Here is a 26,992-nt window from a genome sequence, read left to right on the forward strand (position 1 = left end):
TTTCTCAAAAACACTTGCAGGTTGTTTACAAAGTGGGCAAACAAATCCTTCTGTCAAATTTCCTTCATGAATATATCCACAAACTGTGCATCTATATTTTTCCATTTTCTTTCCTCCCAGTTCTTCACTTCTGTCACTATAGTTAGTATGTAACATTTTTTCTGCCAATTCACTCAAAGGTTCTTTATAAAACTCTTTATATAACTCTACAATCTCTGGATTTTCATGACTAAGTCTAAGCTCTAATTCAGAATCTCTTTTATATAAACCTTCAATTCGCTTCTCTCTTAATTTGTCACCTTTTAACATTGTACCTTTTGGTTGTCCTCCACCACCAATACATCCACCTGGACAAGTCATAACCTCAATAAAGTGATACTCTTTATCTAAATTTTCTATATTTTTTATAAACTTCGTTGCATTGTCTGTTCCAAAAATTACAGCCACATTTATTTCTAATCCCTCAATATTTAAAGACGCTTCTTTTACACCATCCATCCCACGAATCTCTTTAAGATTATAAAGTTCTAGTGGTGGTTCTCTTTTAGTCAAATAGGTATATGCTGTTCTTAGAGCAGCTTCCATAACTCCACCAGTATTTGCAAATATAACTCCTGCCCCTGAAGCTTTTCCCATAAATCTATCATAATCAACATCTGATAAAGATTGGAAATCTATCTCCTCCTCCTTTGCCCACAGAGCCAATTCTCTCGTTGTTATAACAAAATCCATATCTCTTAAATTTTCTATTTTATTATAATGAGCTGAGTCATTCATTTCCTCTCTTTTAATTTCAAATTTTTTAGCTGTACAAGGTGTTACAGCCACATTTACTATTTTTGTTGGATCAATCCCCATTTTTTTAGCAAAATAGGTTTTTATAGTCGGACCTTGCATTCCAATTGGACTTTTTGCAGTTGATATATGCGGTAAGATTTCAGGATGAAAAATTTCAGCATATTTTACCCAAGCTGGACAGCAACTTGTAAATTGTGGTAGTGGCTTGTCATTTTTAGTTATTCTGCTTAAAAGTTCACTAGCTTCCTCCACAATTGTTAAATCCGCTGCAAAATTTGTATCAAGCACATAGCCTGCTCCCAATTTTTTTAATAATGCTACCATTTTCCCTTGAACAAAACTTCCATCTTCCATTTGAAACTCTTCACCTAAAGCAATCCTAACTCCAGGAGAAGTTGAAAATATCACTATATTTTCTTTATTCTTTATTAATGATTTTAATTTTTTATAGTCATAAACTTCTGTAATACTAGATGTAGGGCAAACATTTGAGCACTGTCCACACTCTATACAGACAGCAATATCATTAGTTTTATCTAGAAAGTAATTATTATTTACACCTATATAATTATTACAAATTTCCTTACATTGCCCACATTTTATACAAAGTTTTTCATCTCTAGCTATAGAATAGCTATCTTCGTTGATAGCTACTCTAATATTTTGTGATAGATGCTTACTCATAACTACCTCCTTTTAGAAATTTTTAGGTTGTAACATAAAGTAAGCTTTTGGATGCTTACAAACTGGACATAGCTCCGGAGCTGAATCTCCTACGTGTATATGACCGCAGTTCATACATTCCCATTCTTTGACTTCCTCTCTTTTAAATACCTTTCCTGATTCTATATTTTCTAAAAGCTGTTTATATCTGGCTTCATGTTGTTTTTCTATTTTTCCAACTTCATCAAAAAGGATAGCAATCTCCTCTAGTCCCTCTTCTCTAGCTTCTTTAGCAAATGTTGCATACATATCTGTCCACTCATAATTTTCGCCCTCAGCAGCATCTTTTAAATTTTCAATAGTAGAAGCTACCGTTCCTCCATGAAGAAGTTTGAACCAAATTTTAGCGTGCTCTTGTTCGTTGTGTGCTGTCTCTTCAAACAATTTAGCCACTTGAACATACCCCTCTTTTTTAGCTTTACTTGCATAGTAAGAATATTTATTTCTTGCCATAGACTCTCCTGCAAAAGCTTCTAATAAATTTTTTTCTGTTTTTGTACCTTTAATATTGCTCATTATGTCCTCCTCTTCTTAAAACTATATTTTTATAGTTTTATAAATTTGTAATTATTACAAACTTGATATGAGTATACACCTATATTTTAAAATTTGCAAGTTTTTTTAAGTAAAAAATAAAAATAAAACTTTTTTCCCATCAAAAAACGTCTAAAGTATATAATAATAGTTAGAAAAGCAAAGAAAGATTTTTAGTAGTTTTATCACTATAGTAAATTGTTGATATTGTGGAAAATAACCATCACGTAGTATTGAAATTATTTAGTTTCAAAAATATTTTGATATTAAAGTTTTAAACAAGTTATGAAGTTATTTTTTCTAGCTATTATATTAAGGCAATAGATTTAAAGTTAGTAAAGTATCTTGATTTTAAAAAGATTTTTAGAAAAAAAGGTTTTACAAGTTTTAAAATTATTCGAACGTAGAAAGTTAATAAAATTAAAAAGTTTTAAGTATTCAAGAAGTGGAAGTAGAGGGATTTGTGATGGTTACCCTCTACTTTTTTTATTTTTCCCATATCATAATAAGCTCTTTCTCACCTGTTGCTTCATCAAAACTTTCAGATATTGCTTTAAAATTTTCTCTTTTATAAAAATTTATTGCACGAAAATTTTTTATGTATACATTCAAAGAAAGATGTTGTTTCTTATCTTTTACATGATACAATAACTTTTTTCCTATTCCCTTAAAATGCCATTCACTCGATATAAAAATACCAGCAATATAGCTCTCCACAAGACCTATAAATCCTTTAATTTCACCACCACTCTCATAGACATACACCTCTGCCTGAGGTAAAATATCTTTCACTTCATCAATCTTTCCTAACCAATAACTCTCAGGAATAAAGTTATGAACTTTTTTATTTTCTTCAAACCAAATTCGAATAACCGTGTCTATATCTTTTTTCTCTAATTTTCTAATCATTACTGCTCTCCTTTACAACTAACTTTAATTATGTTATTATCATAACATAAAAAATTAAAATGGAGGAGTTTCATGGAAAATAAAAATTTAAATAATAAAGTAAAAGAAAAAAGATTTGAATTGATATTAAGAATATTTAACAAAATTGATTTCCAGAAAATTGAAATTCCAAAAGAGTTCAGTCAGGATACTTTTTTTGATTTTTTGAAATGGAAAATCGGAACAAATATATCTTCTAGATATGATAAACAATTAAATTTTATATATAATCAAAAAAATGAAGAATTACAAGCCAGACTTTTAAAAAATTTAGAATACGATTTTGGACAGGAGCAGTTTGAGATTTTATCAAATATCTATTTTGAATTTGGAAAGCAATAAGAAAAACCTTCTAAATTATTTTGTTAATCTAGAAGGTTTCTAGTTAATTGTTTATAAAGTTATCTTTTGAATTATTCTAAAAAACTATTTAATTAAAAAATTTGTAACAATGCTATTTTTTTCCAGTATTCCCTCTTTTCCTTTAAAGTGTATTACCACAGGACCATTATTTAATTTAATTCCATTTGCTGATACAGCTCTAGTTAAATTATACACATTTTTATTCAACTCTACAAAAGTAGCCGTTTCCCAGTTATCATCTGTCATAAGAGTTCCAATAAGTTCATTATCATTAGTTACTAAAGTAAGTTTTTGAGTTTCATCACTCTTAGAGGATACAATCGCTTGATTCAAGGGTGACGAAGTCAAAGATTTACAACCGATTAAAGATATAAAAACTGTAGTTAATAATAAAATTTTGATATTCATAGATGCCTCCTAGTTTTTAAAAATTAAAGTATTTAGTATATTTCATTTAGAAAAGTTTTATTATTAAAAATAAACTCTCGTATTATGATAGAAGTTTTTGGATGCTTTAACATCTTTTGAAATATTTGTATATTTAATTTAGCCTTATTTAAGGTATTAAACTTTGAACTACTATTAAATTTAATTCCATAAAATTTTGATATTTCAAAAAGCTTTGGCCATCTATTTCTACCATGAGAATTTTTAATTCCTACAATATTGACATTTGTCAGCATAGTACAAAGTTGAACCTTGTCCTCTAAATTTAATAACTGGTTATGAAGTTTAATATTGTATGAAACAAAATGTGTCGTGTCTTTAGATAGAGCTCTAAATTCTTGCAGATTAGTCGTATTTTTTATCTCCTCCAAATAAATTAAATCTCCAGTTTTCAAATTAAAGCCTACTTTAATTGCACTTATATAGAAGCTATTTAAACTCGTATCAACACTATTGTTACTCAAGGAAAAAAATATTATTTTTTTATAATTTTTAGAAAGTTCTAACTCCTCATATTTTGTAGAGAAATCAGTTTTATTAACAATTTTTCTTGATGGAGATATCGGTTTACGAATATTCTCACTTTTGATAGATTGTTTAATTTTAAAATTTTTTATACAAAAGAAAGCTACTACTATAATAATAAATATAAAAATAATGTATATCATTGACATCTTTATACTTTAGTTACCATAGAATCTAACGTTTTTAATTTTGATAGCAGCTCTTTTGACATATGTTTTCTTTTGTGTAAGTTGTTCAAATAAATCCCTCCTGAAAAATTATATATGTATATATTATACTAATTTGTAGAGAAAATGAAGTTAAAATTTAAAAAAATTTCCTTTGATATATTTCTCTAACAGCTTTTTTACTGTATAATATTAGTAAAACTTAATAATTAAGTTAAAAGGAGTTTTTTATGAGAAAAAAAATTTTAATAGTAGAGGACGAGGAAAGTTTAGCAAACATAATAGGAAAGAATCTAAAAAAAGAAGGATTTGAAATAGAAATAGTTACTGAAGGCGATTTAGTTTTAGAAAAATTTTATTCATTTTCTCCAGCATTGGTACTATTAGACATAAATTTACCCAAAAAAAGTGGATGGGAAATTTGTAAAGAGATTCGTGAATATTCAAAAACTCCTATAATTATAATGACAGCTAGAGATACCGAGCTAGATGAGATTTATGGATTGGAGTTAGGCGCAGATGACTATGTAACAAAGCCAATAAGTACAAAGGTAATAATATTAAAAATAAAAAAGCTTTTAAAAATAGATAGTACTAGTTTTTTTTATTTAGATAAGATGAGCTTTGATTATAATTCTTTTAAACTCACAATAAATGATAAAGAACTGATATTATCAAAAAGAGAAGCTCTACTTTTAGAATATTTCTTTAGAAATCAAAATATAGTTTTATCGAGAGAAACACTGTTAAACGAAGTTTGGGGATTTGAATTTAGTGGAGAAGAGAGAGCCGTAGATACATTAGTTACTCGTCTTAGAAAAAAAATGGGAGTATACGCAGAATATATAAAATCGATAAGAGGAGTGGGTTATGTCTTTAATCAAAATTAGAGTTAACCTTTTTACTAAAATATTTGGATTTTCATTATTTATTATACTGGTAACAGTCTTAATAAATTATGTTCTAAGTGCTATTTTTCTAGAAAAATTTTATATTTATAGAAAAAAAGAGTTAATGCTGAAGGTCATTCAGAATGCAAAAATTATTTATAAAACACAATCTGAAAATAATTTTGAAGATTATGTATATGATGTAAAGGAATCTATGGGAATAGATATTGACATAAAAAATTCACAAAGAAATCGTATGAAAGGAAATCATATGATGAAGAGAAATAACAGTATAGAAAATATTCCCTATAATAAATTTGTAGATAAAGAACTATTTGGAAATGATGCTAAAATTTTATATTACGGGGAGGAACTCTCAAAGAATAGTGGAATATTTGTAAGTACTTCTCTTTCAGTGATTCAGGCTCATAGTCACGAAAGTAATATATTTAATATTATAACGGCTCTATTCGCACTGATTATATCTTTAGGAACAGGACTAATATTTTCTAGGAGAATTACAAAAGATATAGGACATTTGAATAAAAAGGCAGACAAAATTTCTAAATTAGAGTTTCCTAAAAATATTAAAATTGATAGAAATGATGAAATTGGAGATTTAAGTAAAAATTTAGAAAAAATGTCGAAGGAACTTTCAACATCCGTAACCAATTTAAAATCATTTGTATCAAATGCTTCCCATGAATTAAGAACTCCAATTGCTGTTATCTGCACTCATGCGACAGCATTGCTCGAAAATAGTGAAATTGAGGAAAAGGAAAAAAGAAAATATCACGAAATAATCTTAAAAGTAGGAAATGAGATGAAGGAATTAATCGATAATCTATTGATACTTTCAAAGTTAGATAGTACAGTTTTCAAATTAAAAAAGGAAAATATAAATCTGGAACAAATTATAGAGGCGGCTTTAGAGAGATATGACATAATCGAGTTAGAAAAAGACATAAGTATAGATGTAAATTTGATAACAAAGAATATAATCGGTGATTCTAGAATTTTAAAATTGGTTTTAAATAATCTGATTCAAAATGCTTTAAAATATAGCATTAGAGGAGGTGAAGTAAAAATTTTTCAAAGGTCTCATTACTTAGTTTTAGAAAACATATTTCAAGGTGAACTTGAAACTGATATTCAAAAACTTTTGCAACCTTTTTCAAGAGGAAAAAATGCTGAAGATTTCAAATTTGATGGTGTGGGATTAGGATTATCAATAATTTCGAAGGCTTTGACTTTAGCTTCAACAAAATACAATATATTAATAGATAGAGACAAATTCATTGTAGAACTAAGTATATTTTGATAAAAAAGGAGGGGTAAGATGTTTAAAGTAGACAAAGAGAAGTGTATAGGTTGCGGATTATGCATAAAAGATTGCTTTGTAAGAGATATTGAATTGATTGAAGGAAAAGCTTTAATAAAGAATATAACTTGTTTTAAGTGTGGGCATTGTATAGCAATATGCCCAGTTGCTGCAGTATCTACAGATGAATATAATATGAGTGATATAGTTGAGTATAATCAAGAAAAATTTACTATTGATTCTGATACTCTTTTAAACTTTATAAAATTTGAAAGAACAGTAAGACAATTTAAAGAAAAAGATGTAGAGAATGAAAAGATTTTAAAAATAATAGAAGCTGGAAGATTTACTCAAACAGCTAGTAATGCACAAAATGTAAATTACATAGTTGTAAAGAATCAAATTCAAGAAGTTAGAAAAATAACATTAGAAGTATTGAATAGCTTAGGAGAATATGTTTTAAAGAGTTCGACAAACACCTTATATAAAAGATACGCTAAAATGTGGATAAAGATGTATAATGATTTTATATCTAATCCTCTAGGAGCGGATTATCTATTTTTTAAGGCACCAGTTTTGATAATAGTTACTTCGGAGCATCCTTTAAATGCTGGATTAGCTTCAGCTAATATGAAACTTATGGTTGATACATTAGGATTAGGAACTGTTTTTAGCGGTTTTTTTACAAGAGCCTGCGAAGGTGATTCTAAAATAAAAGAATTTTTGGGAATTGAAAGAAATCAGAATATAGTCACTTGTATGGTAATTGGTTATCCAGATGTTAAATATTCAAGAACTGTACCTAGAAAAATGCCAAATATTATTTGGAAATAATAAAGAAAAAATCCATTGAATAGCTATCTATTCAATGGACTTTTTTTGCGTAAATTTCAATTATTAGAGTGAAAATTATTGATTCAAAGTTTAAAATTGTAATAGTTACAAATATATACTTATTATAAATCAATTACTAAAAAATTGCAAGATATTTTTAAATCTTTATATTATGGAAATATCAATTAAATTATTTTTGTTGTCCATTCCTCGACATTCCAAATTTCAGTGGCAATATCCATATAAAATTCAGGTTCATGACTCACCATCAAAACTGTTCCATTAAATTCTTTTATTGCTCTTCTCAACTCTTCTTTTGCATCTACATCCAAGTGATTTGTAGGTTCGTCTAAAATTAAGAAATTAATCTCCCGATTCATAATTTTAGCAAGTCTAACTTTTGCATTTTCTCCTCCTGATAAAACACGCATCTGACTTGTTATGTGATCTGTAGTGAGACCACATTTAGCTAGAGCCGCTCTGACTTCGGCATTCGTCAATCCTGGAAATTCATTCCAAAATTCATCCAAAGCAGTTACTGAAGAGCTTTCTTCCTCTTGTTTAAAATAACCAATTTCCAAAAATTGACCATGTTCAATCTCTCCTGATAAAGATTTTATTCTTTTTAAAATTGTATTTAAAAGTGTAGATTTTCCTAATCCATTAACCCCTTTTATAGCAATTTTTTGATTACGTTCTATCGTAAAATTAAGTGGTTTTGTCAAAGGTTCGTTGTATCCAATAACAAGATTTTTCACAGTAATAATCTCTCTAGATGGTGTACGAGCAGTTTTAAAACCGAAAATTGGCTTTGGTTTCTCTCTAGCAATTTCAATAATATCCATACGATCTAACTTTTTTTGTCTATCTTTAGCCAAGTTTGTTGTAGCAACTCTAGCTTTATTTCTAGCTATAAAATCCTGCAGATGAGCAATTTCTTTTTGTTGCTTTTTGTAAGCAGCTTCTATTTGCCGCTTTTTTAATTCATACATTTCTCTAAATTGATAGTAATCACCAGTATATCTGGTCAAAACTGCGTTCTCAATATGGTAGATAACATTAGTCACCTCATTTAAAAATGGTATATCATGAGAAACTAAAATAAAAGCATTTTCATAACTTTTTAAAAAGTTTTTTAACCAAATTATATGGTCTTCATCTAGGAAATTTGTAGGTTCATCTAAAATTAAAATCATTGGATTTTCTAACAAAACTTTAGCTAAAAGTATTTTGGCTCTTTGACCTCCAGAAAGCTCAGAAACATCTCTTTCTAATCCAATATCAAGTAAACCTAATCCAGCAGCATATTCTTCAATCTTAGAATCAAGGTTATAAAAATCAGCTCCTTCAAGAATACTCTGAATCTCACCTACCTCTTCTAAAATTGCATCCATCTCTTCAGGAGAGCAATCCCCCATCTTTGTATAGAGATTCATAATCTCTTGCTCTAACTCAAACATATGAGCAAATGCAGATTTTAAAATATCTCTAATTGTTTTTCCTTTTTCTAAAGTACTATATTGATCAAGATAACCGGTCGTAATATAGTTACACCAAGAAACTTGACCTTCATCTGGCATAAGTTTACCTGTTATAATATTTAAAAATGTTGATTTCCCTTCTCCATTGGCTCCAACTAATCCAACGTGTTCACCTTTTAGTAGTCTGAAAGAGGCATTTTCTAAAATAACTCTAGAACCAAATCCATGACTTACGCTTTTAACATCTAAAATACTCATAAATTTTAACTCCTAATATATTTAATTAATCTTTTTAACGATATACAATACTCTAATTCTATCATGATTTTTAAATAAATGATACATACTTTATTTTTTACCGCATTCACAGTGTATACCTTGAAAATTTATACTATTTAATTTTTATATTGTATTTTTCATAAATTTTGAGGTATTAAAAATATTATAAAGTTAATAATTTTTTTACTTACTAAGGTTATTTTAAAAATGTAAAATATGGAGGTTTTAAATTATGCTAAATCAAGAAATTTTTAATGCTATGTCTATCAAATTAACAGCCCATGATATTCCTTTGGAAAAACCTAAATTTGATCCTAAAATTAGAAGAGCTCCTAAAAGGGTTGTACATTTAGAAAAAGATGAGATTGCACTAGCATTAAAAAATGCTTTAAGATATATTCCAGAAGAATTTCATGAGATGTTGGCACCTGAATTTTTGGAAGAACTTAATACTTATGGAAGAATATATGGATATAGATTTAGACCTGTCGGAAATATATATGGAAAGCCAATTTTTGAATATAAAGGAAAATGTACAGATGCCAAAGCGATTCAAGTTATGATAGATAATAATCTTGATTTTGATATAGCTCTCTACCCATATGAACTTGTTACTTATGGAGAAACTGGACAAGTTTGTCAAAACTGGATGCAGTATAGATTGATTAAAAAATATCTTGAAAATATAACAATGGATCAAACTTTGGTTGTAGCTTCAGGGCATCCAACAGGATTATTTAAATCTCATCCTTCAGCTCCTAGAGTCATAATAACTAACGGACTTATGATTGGAGCTTTTGACGACTATGATAACTGGGCAAGAGGTGCAGCTCTTGGAGTAGCTAACTATGGGCAGATGACTGCTGGAGGATGGATGTATATAGGTCCTCAAGGGATAGTCCATGGAACGTACTCCACAATTTTAAATGCTGGAAGACTTTTCTGTGGAGTTCCTGCTGATGGTGATTTAGCTGGAAAGCTTTTTGTAACATCTGGACTTGGAGGAATGAGTGGTGCTCAAGGAAAAGCTACAGTTATAGCAAAAGGAGTTTCCATAATTGCAGAAGTTGATCTTTCTAGAATTCAAACGAGGCTAGAACAAGGATGGATAAATAAATTTGTTACAACTCCTAAAGAAGCCTTTGATTTAGCTAAAGAGAAGATGAACTCTAAAACTCCATATGCAATCGCTTATTTGGGAAACATAGTGGATTTATTAGAATATGCAGATATAAATGACATTCATATAGATTTATTATCTGATCAAACATCCTGTCATGCGGTTTATGATGGTGGATATTGTCCTGTTGGAATAACCTTTGACGAAAGAACAAGACTATTAGCAGAAGACAGAGAAACTTTTAGAAAATTAGTTGATGAAACGCTAAGAAGACATTATAATGTAATTAAAAATCTAACTAATAAAGGAGTATACTTCTTTGACTATGGAAACAGTTTCTTGAAATCTATTTACGATATAGGAATTATGGAGATATCTAAAAATGGTAGAGACGACAAGGGGGGGTTCATATTCCCTTCATATGTTGAAGATATTTTAGGTCCTGAATTATTTGATTATGGATATGGACCATTTAGATGGGTTTGTTTATCGGGAAAAAAAGAAGACCTTTTAAAAACTGATGCTGCGGCCCTTGAATTGGTTAACCCAAATAGAAGATATCAAGATAGAGATAACTATATGTGGATAAAAGATGCAGATGAAAATGGACTTGTCGTTGGAACACAAGCAAGAATATTTTATCAAGATGCTATGAGTAGAACCCAAATAGCCCTAAAATTTAATGATATGGTTAGAAAAGGTGAGATTGGTCCAGTTATGCTAGGACGTGACCACCATGATGTTTCAGGAACAGATTCACCATTTAGGGAAACATCCAATATAAAAGATGGAAGTAATATTATGGCTGATATGGCGACACAGTGTTTTGCAGGAAATGCAGCTAGAGGGATGACTATGATAGCACTACATAACGGTGGAGGAGTAGGAATAGGTAAATCTATCAATGGTGGGTTTGGAATGATTTTAGATGGAAGTAAAAGAGTGGATGATATTCTAGCCCAAGCAATGCCATGGGACGTTATGGGTGGAGTTGCAAGAAGAGCTTGGGCAAGAAATGCTCATTCAATTGAGACAGTTATAGAATTTAATAAAAATAATGAAGGAACAGATCAAATAACTTTACCATATATTGTAAGTGAAAATTTAATAGAAAAATTAGTAAAATAAAAGTTTAACAAAAAATAGGAGAAGATAGTATGCAGTGGAATGGAAGGGTAGATGGAGAGGAATTAGATGTTCTTCGTATACATCAAGTAGTCAATGTTATGACTTTAGATGAATTACTTAAAGTTGATTCAGAAGAGAAAAAGGTTTGTTTTGTAAGTTTTAATTCTGATGAAGGAGTTAGGAGAAATTCAGGTAGATTAGGAGCAAAAGATGGTTGGATTCACGTAAAAAAAGCTCTATCTGGATTTCCTATTTTTAGAGAAGACTTAAAATTTTATGATTTAAAAAATCCTATCGAAGTCATAGGTTACGATTTAGAATCAGCACATACAGAGGTCTCCAAAATAGTTTCAGCTTTAAAAGAAAAAAATTTTCTTGTGGTGGTTCTTGGAGGAGGTCATGATGTCGCCTTTGCGAATTTCTCTGGAATTTTAGACTATGCTTTAAAAAAAGAAGATAATCCAAAAATTGGAATTATAAATTTTGATGCCCATTTTGATATGAGGGAATATACAAATGGCAGAAACTCTGGAACTATGTTTTTACAAATAGCTGACATTTGTGATAATAAAAATTTGAATTTTGATTATAATGTTTTTGGAATTCAGAAATTTTCTAATACAAAAAGACTTTTTGATAGAGCGGATAAATTGGGCGTTAAATACTATTTTGCTGAAGAGATTAGAACTATTGTAAGTGATGATCTTTATTCAATTTTAAAAAGGAACGATTATATACACCTAACTTTGTGCACAGATGTATTCCACATAACTTCTGCTCCGGGTGTAAGTGCACCACAAACCTTTGGAGTTAATCCAAGAAATGCGTTGCCCCTTTTAAAAACAATTGCAAGATATTCAAAAAATTTAACAATAGATGTAGCTGAAATTAACCCAACTTTCGATTATGATGATAGAACATCAAGACTGATGGCTAACATAATATATGAACTAATTCTTTGTCATTTTGAATAGATAAAAAATTACGAAAGGAGAGTAGATAGAACTCTCCTTTTTTAATGTATTATCTTTAAACTTCACCAATTAGTTCCAATATATCCTGTGGTCTATTTAAAATAAAATCTGCAGATATACTTGATAAATCACAGCTTCCCCATGAAGCTAGAGCAAACTTCATACCAGCTTTTTTACTAGCTATTTCATCTGCAAAAGTATCTCCAACATATATAATATTTTCTGGATTTAACTTTAAAAGCTTCGCTCCCAAAAGTAATGGATCAGGGTTGGGTTTATGAAAAATTGTATCTTCTGCCAAGACAGCACACTCAATATATCTCTCCAATCTTGTAGGAATAAAATCGATTTCATATTGTTTTTTCATTTTAGAACTAGCGATTCCTATTTTAATTCCCATTTCATAGAGTCTTTTGAATACTTCATCAAATCCCTCATATAAAATAGCTCCCTCTTCAAATTCATTGACATATTTTACCCATTTTTCATAGGTTTTTTCAATATCATGGAACCCAAGTATTTTTATTGTCTCTTTACCTGGGTAAGCGCAATATTCAAGAAGTTCATCGTAGGAAATCTCTTTTCCAAGTTCTTCTAAAATTAATTTTTGTAGTGGTATTATATTCATTTTTTGGGTGTTTAAAACTGTTCCGTCCAAATCAAAAAGAATTCCTTTGATAATAGTTCTCATATATAAACTCCTTTTTTATCATTTTTATTATTGCGTGTTAAGTTTATAGTAACACTTCTTTATAAAAATTTGTATCTCTTTTTAATCAAAATAATTTCCTATTGACATTTAGAAGTTAATATAACAAATAATATCCCTTCTCGAAGAGCTGTAGAGGGAAATGGTGGCATATTACAGGATATTAACAATGGTCTTTGTAGATATTGGATAGGAGAAATAAAAGGAAGATAAATTTTTTAAACGAATAGTTTAAACAAAGTGTATCTATTTATTTTAAAATAATTAAAACTTCGGAGGTAGATATGAAAAAAAATTTTAAACTATTTTCATTATTAACCATAGTTTTTACTATTTTTAGTGATAGCTTTGCAAATGAAAAAATTTATTTTCACGGAGATAGCCAAAGTAAAAAAATAGCCTTAACTTTTGATGATGGACCAAATGATAGCTCTCTTCCAAAAATTCTAGATTTATTAAAAGAAGAAAAAATAAAAGCTTCTTTTTTCTTCATTGGGAAAAATATTTTATCTAATAAAGAAGAAGTTAAACGAACTTATGATGAAGGACATTTAGTTCTAAATCATAGTTATACACATTCAAATTTTAATACAGCATCTCAAGAAACTATAACATCTGAGATTAAAGAGGCAAATAATGCAATCAATAATATTTTGGGTATAACTCCTACATTATATAGACCCCCTTATGGAATAATTACAGAAAACGAAAAAATAGTTGTTAAAAATTTGGAGATGAATATTGTACTTTGGAATGTTGATGGGGAAGATTGGAACATAAAAAGGTCAGTGGACTATGTGATAAGGACTCAGGAAAAAGAAACTAAGAATGGGAGTATTATTCTTATGCATACCCAACCAAATAAAGACACATCATATGAAGCTCTTAAAAAATTAATCCCATATTACAGAAATCAAGGATATGAATTTGTAAAATTAGATGAACTTTTAGAAATAGAGCCATATGAAACTTTAAAATAAAAATAAATAGATGGACCAATAACAACTAGTCCATCTATTTGTTTTACCGTATACTTGAAGTCATTAAAAGTGCCATGACAAGAAACCAAATAATTATTCCAAGAAATATCATAACAAGTGATGCTATTAGAAAATTCTTTAAATTTTGATTGGTTTTTTCAGAGACTAACCACTTAATCCACATAATTATGTTAACAATAGGAATCATCATAATTATTTGAATAATAATCCAATTCTTGACAGTCAAAACTTTTTCGTTATCTTTTACATCCATATTTTGCAAGAAGCCCTTTCAATAGGTACTTCTACTCACCTCCATAACACATAGTTTATTATATTAGCAATATACATTTAAAGATCTCTATTTCCTTCAAGTTAATAAAAACAAAAAAGCACCAAGATTTTATCATGATGCTACACTTCTATAAATTAATTGGCTATCGGTTCAAGAACTTCATCTACCTCTGCAACTTCAGGATTAGGAACTACAACTTGTTCAGTCATTTCTTCACTTACCTCTGTTGCTGCAGATTGTTTACCCGCCTCCATAGCCTTATCAGCAGGAACTTGATCAACAATAGTAACTTGCTCTGTCACAACCTCTTGCGGAGCTGTCTCTTCTTTACTTTTTCCACATGCTACAACCAATGTTAATACAATTAAAGATAATAAAATTTTTTTCATTTAGCACTCCTTTAAATCGTTAATTTTATAAACTATTATACAATTATTTACTTGAAATGTATATTTGAAATTTTAGATCAAAAAAAAACGGTATAATTTTACAACTATATATTGCTCTTAATTAACTACAATTATAACAAATAAAAAATAATTTGATTTTTTATAGTACAAAAGTTATACTTCAATAGTGATATTTAAAAGTAGTAAGCATAAAAATTTAATCAAAGTATTAGGGGGATTTAAAATACTAGAAGGATTACAATCAATTTTTGACACTTTATCAACAGGAGTTGTTGTATTAAACAATAAGGCTGAAGTGAGATTTTTAAATAAATATATGACAACTATAATGAAAAAAAACATTTAAAAACCCAGCAATTAGGGGAACTTTTTGGAAATTTATTCACATGTATCCATACAGAAGATAGTAACCAAAGCTGTGGAGAAACTGAAAATTGTCCTGAATGTTCACTTAGAAAATCCTTAGGAGAAGTTACAGAGACATCCCAAATGGTTGTTTTTGAAAAGGAATTTTATTTAACAGAAGAGGAGCAAAAATTAAAAAAATTTTTTGGAATTAGTATGAAACCTATGATAAATTCCTATGAAGGTGAGCTACTAATAGAGGTATTTCCAATAAAACACGACAAAGTTAATGAGTTATATATATACTATCAAAATATTGACGAAGTAAATAAGAAGATATATAAAGATATATTAACGGGACTATATAATAGAAATTTTTATGAAGAAAAAATATCTAAAATTTATAACAATTTAGAAAATATTAGTATAATTTTATTAGATATAGATAATTTTAAAAGTTTAAACGATACAAATGGTCATATAGTGGGGGATGAAATATTAAAGACTCTTTCTAAAATAATAAAAGAAAGAATTTGTTCTGAAAATTATGCAATAAGAATGGGTGGAGATGAATTTTTAATTTTGATAAAAAAGGGAAAAGAAGAAGCTTTAGATTTTGCTAAAATAATTTTATCAGATTTTAAAAAATTTGGAAAAAGTGTAAGTATAGGAATTGCTGAGAAAAAAATAGGATTAAAAACAATAAATGAGTTGTATAAAAAAGCAGATATGGCACTGTATACCGCTAAAAAAAAATGGGAAGGGAACAATAGTTACAAATAGTTAATTAATTTATATTATTTTCTTCAAAATAATGTTATAATAGCAGATACACAAAAAATATTATAAATGGAGAAATTATGAACTTTAAAGAATTCAATTTTAAAAAAGAAATATCAGCACAGATTGATGCTGTTGGATATAAAGAACCCACTCCTATACAAGTTCAAGCTATTCCAGCAATCCTAGAAGGCAATGATGTTCTTGGACTAGCTAAAACTGGAACTGGGAAAACTGCTGCGTTTGTCCTACCTATTTTAGAAAAAATAGCGACAACAAAAGGAAAAGGAAGAAGAGTTAGAGCACTTATTATTGCTCCAACTAGAGAACTTGCAGAACAAATTAACAATACAGTTTTACAACTGGGAAAACAGATTGGAATAAAAAGTTTGGCTGTTTATGGCGGAACATCCATAAAAAAACAGATTGATATTCTAAAAACAGGAGTAGATATTGTTGTTGGTTGTCCTGGAAGAATATTAGACCATATCAATCAGGGAAATTTAGGGTTAACAAGACTTGAATTTTTAGTTCTAGATGAAGCTGACCATATGTTAGATATGGGATTCTTAAAGGATATCGAAAAAATTGTAAAATATACACCTAAAAAAAAGCAAACACTTTTTTTCTCAGCAACAATGCCTAAAGAAATAAAAACTTTGGCATTTAAAGTTTTAGAAAAAACGCACAAAACTATTGAAATAGAGTATAAAGAACCTGTAAAGTTAATAGAACATGAATTATACTATATAGATCATGACAATAAAAAATCTAAACTTATAGAGTTACTTAACAATTCAGATATTGAATCTGTAATTGTTTTTACAAACGGGAAACATAAAGCTAAACATTTGAGTAAAACTTTGGAACTAAAAGGATTGAAAGCCATAAACTTTCAGGGTAATTTATCACAAAATCAAAGAGATGCTGCTTTATCTGGCTTTAGAGAGGGTAAATATAATATACTTGTAGCTACGGATATTGCTGCAAGAGGTCTGGATATACCTCAAGTTACTCATGTTATAAACTTTGATCTACCTAAAACAACTGAAGCATTTATTCACAGAAGTGGAAGAACAGGAAGAGCTAATAAAAATGGAATAGTAATCTCTTTCTCATCACTAGATGATAAAAAAGTTTTAGCAGATATTTTGAAAATAAATCAAATAGAGTTTTCTCAAATTCATGGTGATGAGAGATTACTATCTAAAAAACCTATGAATCAACAACACAATAATAGAAAAGGAAAAGCTGTAGGAAATAGAAACATTTCTGAAAAAAGAAAGTGAAATCCTACCGCTCCGATAAGGGGCAATTAATTAAAATTCATAGAGATAAAAAAAAGCTTCCTTTTGGGGAAAAGAAAGCTTTCATAACACGGGGGAGTGTTATAATAAAAAGATTTAAATAAATTTGGGGGGTATTAAATTTACTCAATCATCGGTTTCAACTAATAATACCATATTCGTACTAAAATGTCAACAATGTTTTTATTTAGAAAAAAATAAAAATTTTTTTCTAAAATAGGGCGTAATTTAGAGTAACTGAGCTAAATTGGTATTTACTACTTCCATGATCGAACCTAATCCTTCATATGGTTACTCATAGGTGACTGGTAACAAAATTGTGCCTAATTGTTTTTATAATTATTTTATATTATTATAAAAGCATGACAAAGTTCAAATAAAATTGATGCCAGATAGTGGCGATGGAGGAAATTTAATGAAAATTATGCTATTCACATTACCAACTTGTAAGTACTGTACACCAGCTAAAGAATTATTAAAAGATAGGAAAGAGATTGAAATTATTAATTTAGAATCTCGTGAAGACTTAGCTGTAAAATATGGAATCAGATCTGTTCCAACTCTTATTACTGAAGAATGTAACGGATTTACATCATATGTAGGATTAGACAGAATACAGGAATTTGCTAAGCAAAATATAGCTTCTAGTTGTGGATGTAAGTAATTTAACTACAGAAAACAAATTTATTTTCAAAATAAAAAACTTTTTACTATAAAAGATGATTATAGTGAAAAGTTTTTTGTCTTTAAATTTTAGACTAGAAAAGTGCTAAAAAAAGAGTTAAAATCTCTAATATATTCTTATTGAAAGGAGGAAAAAATCATGATAAGAAAAGCAACAAAAATAGACATTTCAAAAATTATGGAAATTATAGCAACAACAGTAAAAGAAATGAAATTATATAATAATACCCAATGGGATGAAAATTACCCACAAGCTAAAAATTTTTCAAAAGATATAGAAACAGGAGATTTATATGTAGATGAACTAAATGGTGAAATAAGAGGATTTGTTTGTGTAAATTATGCTGAACCCACTGAATATAAATGTATTAATTGGCACTCTTCAGAAAAAGCTATGGTTATTCATAGAATGGCTGTAAACCCAAATTTTAGAAATCAAGGAGTTGGAATATCTTTATTAAAATTTTCCGAGGAATTAGCATTAAAAAATGGAATTTTATATCTAAAAACAGATACCTATTCGATAAATGATAAGATGAATGCCCTTTTTAAGAAGTTTGGATTTCAATTAGCTGGAGAGATGGAATTTTTAGGAAAGGAAAAACCCTTTTATTGTTATGAAAAAATTATTTCTGAGAAATATTGAGGAGAAAGTTAATGGCAATCGAAAAAGTTAGAGAATATTTTAAACAATTTGGAATAGAGAATAGAATTCAAGAATTTGAGGTATCTAGTGCTACAGTAGATTTGGCAGCAAAAGCTTTAAAATGTGAACCATGTAGAATCGCAAAGACACTCTCTTTTATCATTAATGACAATCCTATTTTAATTGTAACTGCTGGAGATACAAAAATTGATAATTCAAAGTATAAGGAGCATTTTAAATCAAAAGCTAAGATGATTAAATTTGATGATGTACTGGAAACTATTGGACACGAAGTTGGAGGAGTTTGTCCATTTGGAGTTAATAAAAATGTAAATATTTATTTAGATAACTCTTTAAAACGATTTAAAACTGTGTTTCCGGCGTGTGGAAGTAGTAACAGTGCAATTGAATTGACAATAGAAGAAATTGAAAAATATACACCATTTGTTTCATGGATTGATGTATGCAAAAAATAAAGAGATTATCTATGCTCGGGGACATGGATTTTCTAAAGGCGAAACTCGAGAGTAAATTGAAAAAATAAAAAAACCCTTATAGAATTTTCTATAAGGGTTTATAAAATTCAATTACTTCGAAGAAACGATATTTTCAGCTTGTAATCCTCTGTCACCTTTAACAACATCAAACTCTACTGATTCGTTTTCTTTTAAAGACTTAAATCCATCTTTTTTAATTTGAGAGAAGTGTGCGAATACATCTTTCCCATCCTCACCAGTGATAAATCCAAATCCTTTTTCTTCGTTAAACCATTTTACTGTACCTTTCATTTAAGTACCTCCGTTATTTTTAATTGTTAGTAACAATTTACCCAATCAATATTATTATAAAGAAGTACTTGCTAAAATAGTTCCTTAAAAATTTTTATTTACTTGTGTCATTTCTTTACTACAAAAATAGTATAACATATATTTTTTTAAAAGTAAACCTTTTATTTTAAAATAACTAAATATCATTGAGTATACTAAATTACTTCTTCCAATAAACTCTTTAAATTTTTTTTAGTTTGAGAATCTGTAAAAGCAGCTTCAACACTATTTAAATAAATATCTTTATAGATATCAAAATCCATCTCAAAATTATTTTTTACAACACTATATTCATTTGTTAAAGTTGTATTTGAAACAGTTCTATTATCTGTATTTATTGTTACTTTAATTCCATCCTTATAAAAGTCTAAAATTGGATGAAGATCAAAAGAATTTACAGCCTTTGTCTGTACATTACTTGTTGGACATACCTCTAAAAAAATATTTTCTTCTTTTACTATATCATAAGCTTCTTTACAATTTTTAATATAAATTCCATGTCCAATTCTTTCAGCTCCAAGAGTTCGAATAGCATCTAAAACATTTTCACCTATTCCGGTTTCTCCAGCATGAATTGTCACCTTATATCCATATTTTCTGCCCAATGCAAATGGCTCAATAAATTTTTTACAAAACCCTTTTTCTTCACTAGCACATAAGTCTATTGCTACAACCCCATTTCCTATGTATTTTTTTCCAATTTCAATAACTTCGAAAACCGTTTCTACAGGCATATGTCTTAAAAAAGATAAAATTAAATTTCCCTTTATATCATAATATCTTTCTCCCTCTCTTATTCCCTCTAAAACACTTTGAATAATCTCCTCAGAGGATAATCCTTTATTGGTATGTAATAGAGGAGCGAATCTGATTTCTATGTATTTTATGTTTTCTTTTGCAGAGTCTTCTATCAATTCAAATGCAATTCTTTTTAAGCTTTCCTTCGATTGCATAACAGCCACAGGAATTTGAAATCTTTCTAAATACTCATTTAAAGAGGTACAGTTCATAGGAGCAATTAAAATATTTTTTATTGTTTCAATATCATGACTTGGCAATTTAACTCCCTCTATTTTTGCTAATTCAATAATTGTTTCAGGTCTTACACTTCCATCTAAGTGACAATGTAGTTCTATTTTAGGTAATTTTTTTAAATTCATATATTCTCCTCTAAAGTTTAATTTTTTATAGATAAAAAAATCCCACCTATAAAGAAAATATGGCATAAAACATGACATATTCTCTTCGTAAGCAGGAATTAGGGTTCCACGGTAGATACCCCTATACCAATTAATAGGGTTATACGAAGGTTTTATTAATATATTTGGGACATTATATAATATAAATTATTTATATGTCAATAAAAATAATTTAAACATGATATAAATTTTCTAAGATTCCTTAAAATAGAATACAAATAGATGGAGAATTGTGCAAAATATAATATACCATCTATACTCTAGTCTCATTAATACACTGACAAAAAATAAAAAGAGAGTTTACTAGGACCCTCTTTTAGCTAATTTTTTCTATTCTATCTTCAATCATTTTTTCATCTTTTAGCATAACTACTGAAAACAAACTTATCACTTCTGTGGTGAGATTCGGTATATTCAAAAAGAGTTCCGTTGTCCAAATAAGCAAAATTTTTAACGATAGCTACAAGATTATTTCCTCTCAAATCTAAATACTTTTTATCTTCTTCACTGGGAGGTTCAACCGAAATTATTTTCTGTGCTCCCTTAATTTTAATTCTTTTTTTATTCTCTAAAAATTCATATATAGAACCCATAGCAATTGAAGCCGTCAATCCTTCAACTACCTCTTTTAAGAAAAAGTTATCATCCAAAATAACTTTTTCTCCACTAATCTCTCTTATTCTAATAATATGATAAATAATTTCTCCAATAGGAAAATGAGTTTTTTTATTTAGCTCATCATCAACAACTAGAACTTCAAAAATTGGAATAGATGTTTTGTATTTTAAACTATTTTTTAAAGAAGCCTCTTTAAAACTTTCAGTTCCCCCCAATAAAAAATTAACAGGAATTTTTTTCATAACAAATACTCCTTTTCCATGAACCGAACTCAAAAGTCCATCACTTGCCAAGAGATCAATAGCTTTCCGAACTGTGTTCCTACTTACTGAAAAAATATCCTTCAGTTGATTTTCAGATGGAATCTTTTCTTCTGGTAAATAAATTCCATCATCTATATTTTTTTTAATAAAGTCATATATCTCTAAATATCTACTTTTCGTCATTTATTCTCCTAAATATCTATTAACTACTTTAATTTTATTGAAAATATTATATCAGAAAAACTGTGTTATTCAAACAAATAAACTTGTTTAAACAAGTTATTGACAAAGAAATGAATATTTTGTATTATATGTTCAATAAAAGTTTAAAAAAGTTTTTAAAAAAACATTGGAGGAGTAAAATGGGGAAATATGAAAAGGAAGCTAAAGAGATATTAAACTTAATTGGTGGAAAAGACAATCTGATTAGTGCTACTCACTGTGTCACTAGGCTTAGACTGGTTTTAAAAGATGAAACTTTAGTTAAAAAGTTAGAATTAGAAAGTAATCCTTTGGTAAAAGGATGCTTTTCAACAGCGGGGCAATTTCAAATAATAATTGGAAATCAAGTTAAAGATTTTTACAAAGATTTTATTAGAATAGCGGAAATTTCTGAAGCAACTAAAGAGGAAACAAAGATTGCTGCCAATGAAAAAGCTGGAAAACTCCAAAAAATTGTAGGTGGATTTGCAGAAATATTCACCCCTCTACTTCCTGTTATTATAGCCGGAGGTTTGATACTAGGATTTAGAAATATAATTGGAGATTTGGCAATATTTGGAGATGGAAGCCAAACTTTGACAGATTTGTATCCAAAATTAGCAGAGCTTCATAGCTTTTTATGGATATTAGGAGAAGCTATATTCCATTTTTTACCTGTAGGAGTAACATGGGCAACAGTGAAGAAATTTGGAGGAACAGAGATTTTAGGAATCGTTTTAGGGATAACTTTAGTTTCGCCACAACTTATGAATGCTTATGGATATGCTACAGCTCAAGCTGCAGGAACAATTCCTTTCTGGGATTTTGGATTTATAACTATAGAAAAAGTTGGATACCAAGCTCAAGTTATTCCAGCTATGTTAGCAGGAATATTTATGGCTAAAATGGAACTTTTCCTAAGGAAATATTTTTCAGAAATTTTAAAAATGATACTTATTCCGTTTTTAGTTTTATTTACAACCGTTGTTTTATCATATTTAGTAATAGGTCCTGTGTCTCGTGAACTAGGAAATTATATTGCAGCTATATTCAATATTTTATTAACTGGTCCATTTAGAGTATTTGGCTCAATACTCTTTGGAATGCTCTATGCACCGCTAGTTATAACTGGAGTTCATCACACATTCTTAGCTGTAGATTTACAGCTAATTGCTCAAGGTGGAACAATGATTTGGCCTATGATAGCTTTAAGTAATATAGCTCAAGGCTCAGCAGCAGTAACAATTATGTTTTTAAACAGAAAAGATGAAAAATTAAAATCTTTATCTTTGTCATCTGCTATATCAGCGTGGTTAGGAGTTACTGAACCAGCTATGTTTGGAGTAAATTTAAGATTTATGTATCCGTTTTACGGAGCTTTAATTGGTTCAGCTCTTGCGGCAATTTATTGTACTTTGACAGGGGTCTTGGCAAACTCAATAGGAATTGGAGGTCTTCCTGCCTTTTTAGCAATTCAACCAAAATATTGGATAAATTATATAATATCTATGGGAATAGCTTTTATAGCTCCAATTATAGCTACATATCTGTTAAGTAAAGGTAGATTCGTGAAAAAACAAAAATAATAAATTAAAATAAGGTGAGTAGATTATGTTAAAAAAAGATTGGTGGAAAAGCTCTACGGTTTATCAGATATATCCGAAAAGTTTCTGTGATAGCAATGGAGATGGAATAGGTGATATCAAAGGGATTATAAGCAAACTAGATTATTTAAAAAAATTAGGTGTAGATGTAATTTGGACAACTCCTATGTATGTTTCACCAATGATGGATAATGGGTACGATATAGCGGATTACTATAATATTGATCCTATATTTGGAACTATGGAGGATTTTCACAAATTATTAGATGAAGTACATAAAAGAGAAATGAAGCTAATAATGGATATGGTTATTAACCATACTTCAACAGAACACTTTTGGTTTAAGGAAGCTCTAAAAGGACCAGAAAATAAATATCATAACTACTATATTTGGAAAGATAGGACATCTGATAAAGCTCCTAATAATTGGGCTTCTAAATTCGGTGGGAGTGCTTGGAAATATGTAGAATCATTAGGGAAATACTACTTACATCTTTTTGATGTGACACAAGCTGATCTCAACTGGGAAAATCCAGAGCTAAGAAACGATATTTACAAGATGATAAATTTTTGGCTAGAAAAAGGTGTAGATGGATTTAGATTAGATGTAATAAATCTTATTTCAAAAAATCAAAGATTTCCAGATGACAACTACAAGACACCTACGTCAGATGGAAGAAAATTTTATACAGATGGTCCCAAAATCCATGAATTTTTGCAAGAACTAACAGCTAATACTTTTGGAAAATATCCAGAAAGCTTAACTGTAGGAGAGATGTCCTCAACAAGTATTTCTCATTGTGTGGAATATACAAAACCGGAAAATAGAGAATTGTCTATGGTATTCAACTTTCATCATTTAAAAGTGGATTACCCAAATGGAGAAAAATGGGCTTTGGGTGAGCTAGATTTCAAAGCTCTAAAAGATATATTTTTTAAGTGGCAAGTGGGAATTGAAAATGGAGATGGATGGAGCGCTGTATTTTGGTGCAATCATGATCAACCCAGAATTGTTTCAAGATTTGGAAGTGAAAAATACTTAAAAGAATCTGGAAAAATGCTGGGAACAACTATTCATATGTTGAGAGGAACTCCGTATATTTATCAAGGAGAAGAGATTGCAATGACCAATCCTCATTTTGAAAATATCAACGAATATAGAGATGTGGAATCTTTAAATAATTATAGATTACTTCTTGAAAAAGGAAAAAATGTTGATGAAATTATAGCAATTTTAGGTCAAAAATCTAGAGATAACAGCAGGACTCCTATTCAGTGGAACGAAGACAGAAACGCCGGATTTACAAAAGGAACCCCATGGATAGGGATAGCTAAAAACTATTCCACAATAAATGTTGAAAATAGTTTAGAGGATAAAAATTCAGTTTTTTATCACTATAAAAAATTAATCGAGTTAAGAAAAAGATATAAAGTTATTTCTCATGGAGATTTCATTCCTATGTATGAAGATAGTCCTCAAGTATTTGGATATATTCGTAGATTTAAAAATGAAAAACTTCTAGTCATAAATAATTTTTATGAAAATGAGATAGAAGTTGAAATTCCAGAGGAGTTTCTTGAAAAAGAAATTTTAATAAAAAATTATGAAGATTTACTATTAAGCAGTAAAAAAATAAAACTGAGAGCTTACGAATCATTTGCAGTTTTCACTTCTTAGACTTCAAATTCTATCTTTTCTAAAACTACACTATTAACAAGAGAAAGTCTTAGAAAATATCTAAGACTTTGTCTACTATATTTAAAAATAAATTTTTAAAAATTCTAAAGTGTTTGCTTACATGAATTTACTGTAATTTCTAAAACTCTAGTAAGAAATGAAAACTTTTCTTTCATCAGATTATACTCTTCTCCATCTTTTAAAAATCTAGCAGTTCCCTCAATAAGAAATCCAGTTCCCATATATCTATATCCCATCACTTCATGGCTACCTAATGTCAATTTTACTTCAGGATTTTCAGCGATATTTTTCTGAGTTTTAATCATTCCAGCAGTAGGAATTAAAATTTTATTATTATCAATTATAGTAAGATAACTATTCCAAGTATTGGACACGTGAGCACCTTTGATTCCGCAAGTAACAATAGAAACAACTCCTTCGTGTTTTAATACCTCTAAAAACTTTTCATTAAACATATACCCTCCTACAAAACTTTAATTAACGACAATTTTTATCGCTAATTATGATATTAACATTTTTTTTAATTTATGTCAATAGGAATCTCATTCTTGAAACAGTTATATTTTGATGATAGAATACAAAGTAAGTACGTTTAAAGGAGTGAAAATTAAATTATGAAAATGTCAATAGGTGTAGAATATGCTATTCATTGTCTCTTATATATAGTAAAACTCAAGGATAAGGATTACGTTGGAATTAAGGAGTTAGCAGAATTTCAAGGAGTATCAGAGTCTTATTTAGCTAAAGTTTTTACAAAATTAGGAAAAGCCGGCATAACTAAATCAATCTCTGGAGTAAAAGGAGGATACGAACTGGCAAAAAATCCAGAGGATATATCCTTCTGGGATATAGTTGAAGCTGTTGAGGGAAAAGATCCTCTTTTTCAATGTGCTGAGATTAGACAAAAAAATATCTTAGTGGATAAAAATAATCTTCCAGAATCGTATACTAAATGCCCGTGTTTTATCAAAGTAGTTATGCAAGAGGGAGAGAATGAGATGAAAAAATATCTTTCAAATAAAACTTTAAAATGGTTATACAATGAAGTTTACGGAAAAATTCTTCCACAAGAAACAGAAATTGAAACTCTTAAATGGTTTAAATCCAAAAGGGAATCTACAATAAAATAATATTTTAATTTTGCATAGTAAGAGCTAGAAATTAAAATCTAGCTCTTTTCCATTTCTTGACACAAATCTGTAACAATCTTTTGTTAAAATACATTTAGAAAAAATATTTAAAAGATTCAAAGAGAGGAGAGTTAAGATGATGAAAAAAATTATGTTGATAGGAGCTCTAGTTTTAAAAGAAATAGCTTTTTCTGGTGTAGAAATTACAAATTTTAATGAATTAAAGCAAAATTTAAAAACAGAGCAACAAATAGTTTTTGATGAGATATTTGATTTAAACGAAAAATTAATAGACAGTTATAGAGCAGACTTAAAATATTTAAATACTTCCGATTTTAATTATAACGAAAAATTAAAGTTTTTGGAGTTAAAAATTAAAGAACTGGAAGATAATAAAGCATCTGAAATTGAAAAATTAAAAAAAGATTTTGTCAAAAATCCTAGAAGATATAAGATAAATTAAGAAGGAACAGCTTCATCTATTTAGTATAACCTGCTAAATAAGGTGGTTCATAAAGGAGATGAAGTTATGAAAATTATAAGTGAGATGGATATTATGGGGCAATGGGAAATCGCTATTGAAACAAATAATGAGCAGGAGCAAGAAATTTTAAAGCAGAAGATTGATGAGATTGGAGCAGAATTTATGGAGTCTGGAAATTCAGAAGTTATAGCTTACACAACTGGTCCTCAAAAGATTAGACTGGTTAGCTTTGTTAAGCACAACGAAAAAATATAAAATTTAGAAAAACTAGATTAGGTT

General features: G+C 28.9%; 29 protein-coding genes, 1 pseudogene and 1 riboswitch. Of the genes and pseudogenes, 18 read left to right on the forward strand and 12 right to left on the reverse strand.

The annotated features are described in order from the left end of the window. Positions 1-15: 15 nt before the first annotated feature. The 3 genes and pseudogenes from ACWI69_RS00570 to ACWI69_RS00580 form a co-directional block, all read right to left on the reverse strand. Positions 16-1,482 (reverse strand): annotated as a pseudogene (locus tag ACWI69_RS00570) ([FeFe] hydrogenase, group A); the annotation flags it as partial. Positions 1,483-1,494: 12 nt separating this feature from the next. Further along, positions 1,495-2,037, reverse strand: a complete 543-nt coding sequence (rbr, locus tag ACWI69_RS00575) for a rubrerythrin (protein ID WP_448819925.1) — start codon at positions 2,035-2,037, stop codon at positions 1,495-1,497. A 504-nt stretch (positions 2,038-2,541) separates the two neighbouring features. Continuing rightward, positions 2,542-2,964, reverse strand: a complete 423-nt coding sequence (locus ACWI69_RS00580) for a GNAT family N-acetyltransferase (RefSeq protein ID WP_448819926.1) — start codon at positions 2,962-2,964, stop codon at positions 2,542-2,544. A 72-nt stretch (positions 2,965-3,036) separates the two neighbouring features. Here ACWI69_RS00580 and ACWI69_RS00585 point away from each other — a divergent pair, with 72 nt between their 5' ends. Then, complete coding sequence (locus tag ACWI69_RS00585; RefSeq protein WP_448819927.1) at positions 3,037-3,345, forward strand: hypothetical protein; 309 nt, start codon at positions 3,037-3,039, stop codon at positions 3,343-3,345. Between the two features lie 84 nt (positions 3,346-3,429). On the opposite strand, the gene ACWI69_RS00590 is transcribed toward ACWI69_RS00585, so the two are convergent. Then, positions 3,430-3,774: a hypothetical protein gene (locus ACWI69_RS00590; RefSeq protein ID WP_448819928.1), complete on the reverse strand. Its 345-nt coding sequence runs from the start codon at positions 3,772-3,774 to the stop codon at positions 3,430-3,432. Between the two features lie 32 nt (positions 3,775-3,806). Next, positions 3,807-4,487, reverse strand: coding sequence for a hypothetical protein (locus ACWI69_RS00595; protein WP_448819929.1), 681 nt, complete (start codon positions 4,485-4,487; stop codon positions 3,807-3,809). A gap of 248 nt (positions 4,488-4,735) precedes the next feature. Between ACWI69_RS00595 and ACWI69_RS00600 the strand changes: the two genes are divergently transcribed. From ACWI69_RS00600 to ACWI69_RS00610, 3 genes are read left to right on the forward strand one after another with little or no spacing between them, the layout of a single operon-like run. After that, positions 4,736-5,395: a response regulator transcription factor gene (locus ACWI69_RS00600; RefSeq protein ID WP_448819930.1), complete on the forward strand. Its 660-nt coding sequence runs from the start codon at positions 4,736-4,738 to the stop codon at positions 5,393-5,395. Continuing rightward, positions 5,376-6,716, forward strand: a complete 1,341-nt coding sequence (locus ACWI69_RS00605) for a histidine kinase dimerization/phospho-acceptor domain-containing protein (protein ID WP_448819931.1) — start codon at positions 5,376-5,378, stop codon at positions 6,714-6,716. Before ACWI69_RS00600 ends, ACWI69_RS00605 begins: the two co-directional genes overlap by 20 nt. An 18-nt stretch (positions 6,717-6,734) precedes the next feature. Then, positions 6,735-7,550, forward strand: a complete 816-nt coding sequence (locus ACWI69_RS00610) for a nitroreductase family protein (protein ID WP_448819932.1) — start codon at positions 6,735-6,737, stop codon at positions 7,548-7,550. A gap of 185 nt (positions 7,551-7,735) precedes the next feature. Here the strand turns inward: ACWI69_RS00610 and ACWI69_RS00615 are convergent, their stop codons facing one another. Continuing rightward, positions 7,736-9,289 (reverse strand): ABC-F family ATP-binding cassette domain-containing protein, encoded by a 1,554-nt coding sequence (locus ACWI69_RS00615; protein WP_448819933.1) that lies wholly within the window; start codon positions 9,287-9,289, stop codon positions 7,736-7,738. Positions 9,290-9,542: 253 nt separating this feature from the next. On the opposite strand from ACWI69_RS00615, the gene ACWI69_RS00620 reads away from it, so the two are divergent. After that, positions 9,543-11,558 carry a urocanate hydratase gene (locus ACWI69_RS00620; protein ID WP_448819934.1) on the forward strand — a complete coding sequence of 672 codons (2,016 nt, stop codon included), beginning with the start codon at positions 9,543-9,545 and terminating at the stop codon, positions 11,556-11,558. 29 nt (positions 11,559-11,587) lie between these two features. Beyond that, complete coding sequence (gene hutG, locus ACWI69_RS00625; RefSeq protein WP_448819935.1) at positions 11,588-12,532, forward strand: formimidoylglutamase; 945 nt, start codon at positions 11,588-11,590, stop codon at positions 12,530-12,532. Positions 12,533-12,587: 55 nt separating this feature from the next. Here the strand turns inward: hutG and ACWI69_RS00630 are convergent, their stop codons facing one another. Then, the gene (locus tag ACWI69_RS00630) at positions 12,588-13,223 is read right to left on the reverse strand and encodes an HAD family hydrolase (protein ID WP_448819936.1); all 636 of its coding nucleotides are present in this window, start codon (positions 13,221-13,223) and stop codon (positions 12,588-12,590) included. Between the two features lie 302 nt (positions 13,224-13,525). Between ACWI69_RS00630 and ACWI69_RS00635 the strand changes: the two genes are divergently transcribed. Further along, positions 13,526-14,221 (forward strand): polysaccharide deacetylase family protein, encoded by a 696-nt coding sequence (locus ACWI69_RS00635; protein ID WP_448819937.1) that lies wholly within the window; start codon positions 13,526-13,528, stop codon positions 14,219-14,221. 429 nt (positions 14,222-14,650) lie between these two features. Here the strand turns inward: ACWI69_RS00635 and ACWI69_RS00640 are convergent, their stop codons facing one another. After that, positions 14,651-14,905 carry a hypothetical protein gene (locus ACWI69_RS00640; RefSeq protein ID WP_448819938.1) on the reverse strand — a complete coding sequence of 85 codons (255 nt, stop codon included), beginning with the start codon at positions 14,903-14,905 and terminating at the stop codon, positions 14,651-14,653. 187 nt (positions 14,906-15,092) lie between these two features. Between ACWI69_RS00640 and ACWI69_RS00645 the strand changes: the two genes are divergently transcribed. From ACWI69_RS00645 to ACWI69_RS00670, 6 genes are all read left to right on the forward strand, one after another. Continuing rightward, positions 15,093-15,272 carry a PAS domain-containing protein gene (locus tag ACWI69_RS00645; protein ID WP_448819939.1) on the forward strand — a complete coding sequence of 60 codons (180 nt, stop codon included), beginning with the start codon at positions 15,093-15,095 and terminating at the stop codon, positions 15,270-15,272. 143 nt (positions 15,273-15,415) lie between these two features. Further along, entirely contained in the window at positions 15,416-16,054 is a 639-nt protein-coding gene (locus ACWI69_RS00650) for a GGDEF domain-containing protein (RefSeq protein WP_448819940.1), read from the forward strand. Between the two features lie 77 nt (positions 16,055-16,131). Continuing rightward, complete coding sequence (locus ACWI69_RS00655) at positions 16,132-17,340, forward strand: DEAD/DEAH box helicase (protein ID WP_448819941.1); 1,209 nt, start codon at positions 16,132-16,134, stop codon at positions 17,338-17,340. 433 nt (positions 17,341-17,773) lie between these two features. Beyond that, a complete protein-coding gene (locus ACWI69_RS00660) occupies positions 17,774-18,022 on the forward strand; it encodes a glutaredoxin domain-containing protein (RefSeq protein WP_448819942.1) in 249 nt (82 codons plus the stop codon). 159 nt (positions 18,023-18,181) lie between these two features. Continuing rightward, the gene (locus ACWI69_RS00665) at positions 18,182-18,688 is read left to right on the forward strand and encodes a GNAT family N-acetyltransferase (RefSeq protein WP_448819943.1); all 507 of its coding nucleotides are present in this window, start codon (positions 18,182-18,184) and stop codon (positions 18,686-18,688) included. A gap of 11 nt (positions 18,689-18,699) precedes the next feature. Further along, positions 18,700-19,164 (forward strand): YbaK/EbsC family protein, encoded by a 465-nt coding sequence (locus ACWI69_RS00670; RefSeq protein WP_448819944.1) that lies wholly within the window; start codon positions 18,700-18,702, stop codon positions 19,162-19,164. Between the two features lie 111 nt (positions 19,165-19,275). Here ACWI69_RS00670 and ACWI69_RS00675 read toward each other — a convergent pair whose 3' ends face one another. From ACWI69_RS00675 to treR, 3 genes are all read right to left on the reverse strand, one after another. Next, positions 19,276-19,476 (reverse strand): cold-shock protein, encoded by a 201-nt coding sequence (locus ACWI69_RS00675; protein ID WP_448819945.1) that lies wholly within the window; start codon positions 19,474-19,476, stop codon positions 19,276-19,278. Positions 19,477-19,670: 194 nt separating this feature from the next. Beyond that, positions 19,671-20,675: an adenosine deaminase gene (gene add / locus ACWI69_RS00680; protein WP_448819946.1), complete on the reverse strand. Its 1,005-nt coding sequence runs from the start codon at positions 20,673-20,675 to the stop codon at positions 19,671-19,673. Positions 20,676-20,743: 68 nt separating this feature from the next. Continuing rightward, positions 20,744-20,842: riboswitch (purine riboswitch) on the reverse strand. Positions 20,843-21,067: 225 nt separating this feature from the next. Next, the gene (treR, locus tag ACWI69_RS00685) at positions 21,068-21,778 is read right to left on the reverse strand and encodes a trehalose operon repressor (protein WP_448819947.1); all 711 of its coding nucleotides are present in this window, start codon (positions 21,776-21,778) and stop codon (positions 21,068-21,070) included. 179 nt (positions 21,779-21,957) lie between these two features. Here treR and treP point away from each other — a divergent pair, with 179 nt between their 5' ends. After that, entirely contained in the window at positions 21,958-23,382 is a 1,425-nt protein-coding gene (gene treP / locus ACWI69_RS00690; RefSeq protein ID WP_448819948.1) for a PTS system trehalose-specific EIIBC component, read from the forward strand. Between the two features lie 25 nt (positions 23,383-23,407). Beyond that, positions 23,408-25,078, forward strand: coding sequence for an alpha,alpha-phosphotrehalase (gene treC, locus ACWI69_RS00695; RefSeq protein ID WP_448819949.1), 1,671 nt, complete (start codon positions 23,408-23,410; stop codon positions 25,076-25,078). A gap of 104 nt (positions 25,079-25,182) precedes the next feature. Here the strand turns inward: treC and ACWI69_RS00700 are convergent, their stop codons facing one another. Further along, entirely contained in the window at positions 25,183-25,554 is a 372-nt protein-coding gene (locus ACWI69_RS00700; protein WP_448819950.1) for a pyridoxamine 5'-phosphate oxidase family protein, read from the reverse strand. A gap of 159 nt (positions 25,555-25,713) precedes the next feature. On the opposite strand from ACWI69_RS00700, the gene ACWI69_RS00705 reads away from it, so the two are divergent. From ACWI69_RS00705 to ACWI69_RS00715, 3 genes are all read left to right on the forward strand, one after another. Next, the gene (locus ACWI69_RS00705; RefSeq protein ID WP_448819951.1) at positions 25,714-26,229 is read left to right on the forward strand and encodes an RrF2 family transcriptional regulator; all 516 of its coding nucleotides are present in this window, start codon (positions 25,714-25,716) and stop codon (positions 26,227-26,229) included. A 136-nt stretch (positions 26,230-26,365) separates the two neighbouring features. Then, entirely contained in the window at positions 26,366-26,692 is a 327-nt protein-coding gene (locus ACWI69_RS00710; protein ID WP_448819952.1) for a hypothetical protein, read from the forward strand. A 66-nt stretch (positions 26,693-26,758) separates the two neighbouring features. Then, the gene (locus ACWI69_RS00715) at positions 26,759-26,968 is read left to right on the forward strand and encodes a hypothetical protein (protein WP_448819953.1); all 210 of its coding nucleotides are present in this window, start codon (positions 26,759-26,761) and stop codon (positions 26,966-26,968) included. The last annotated feature ends 24 nt before the right edge of the window (positions 26,969-26,992 follow it).

The organism is Cetobacterium sp., from assembly GCF_977044495.1.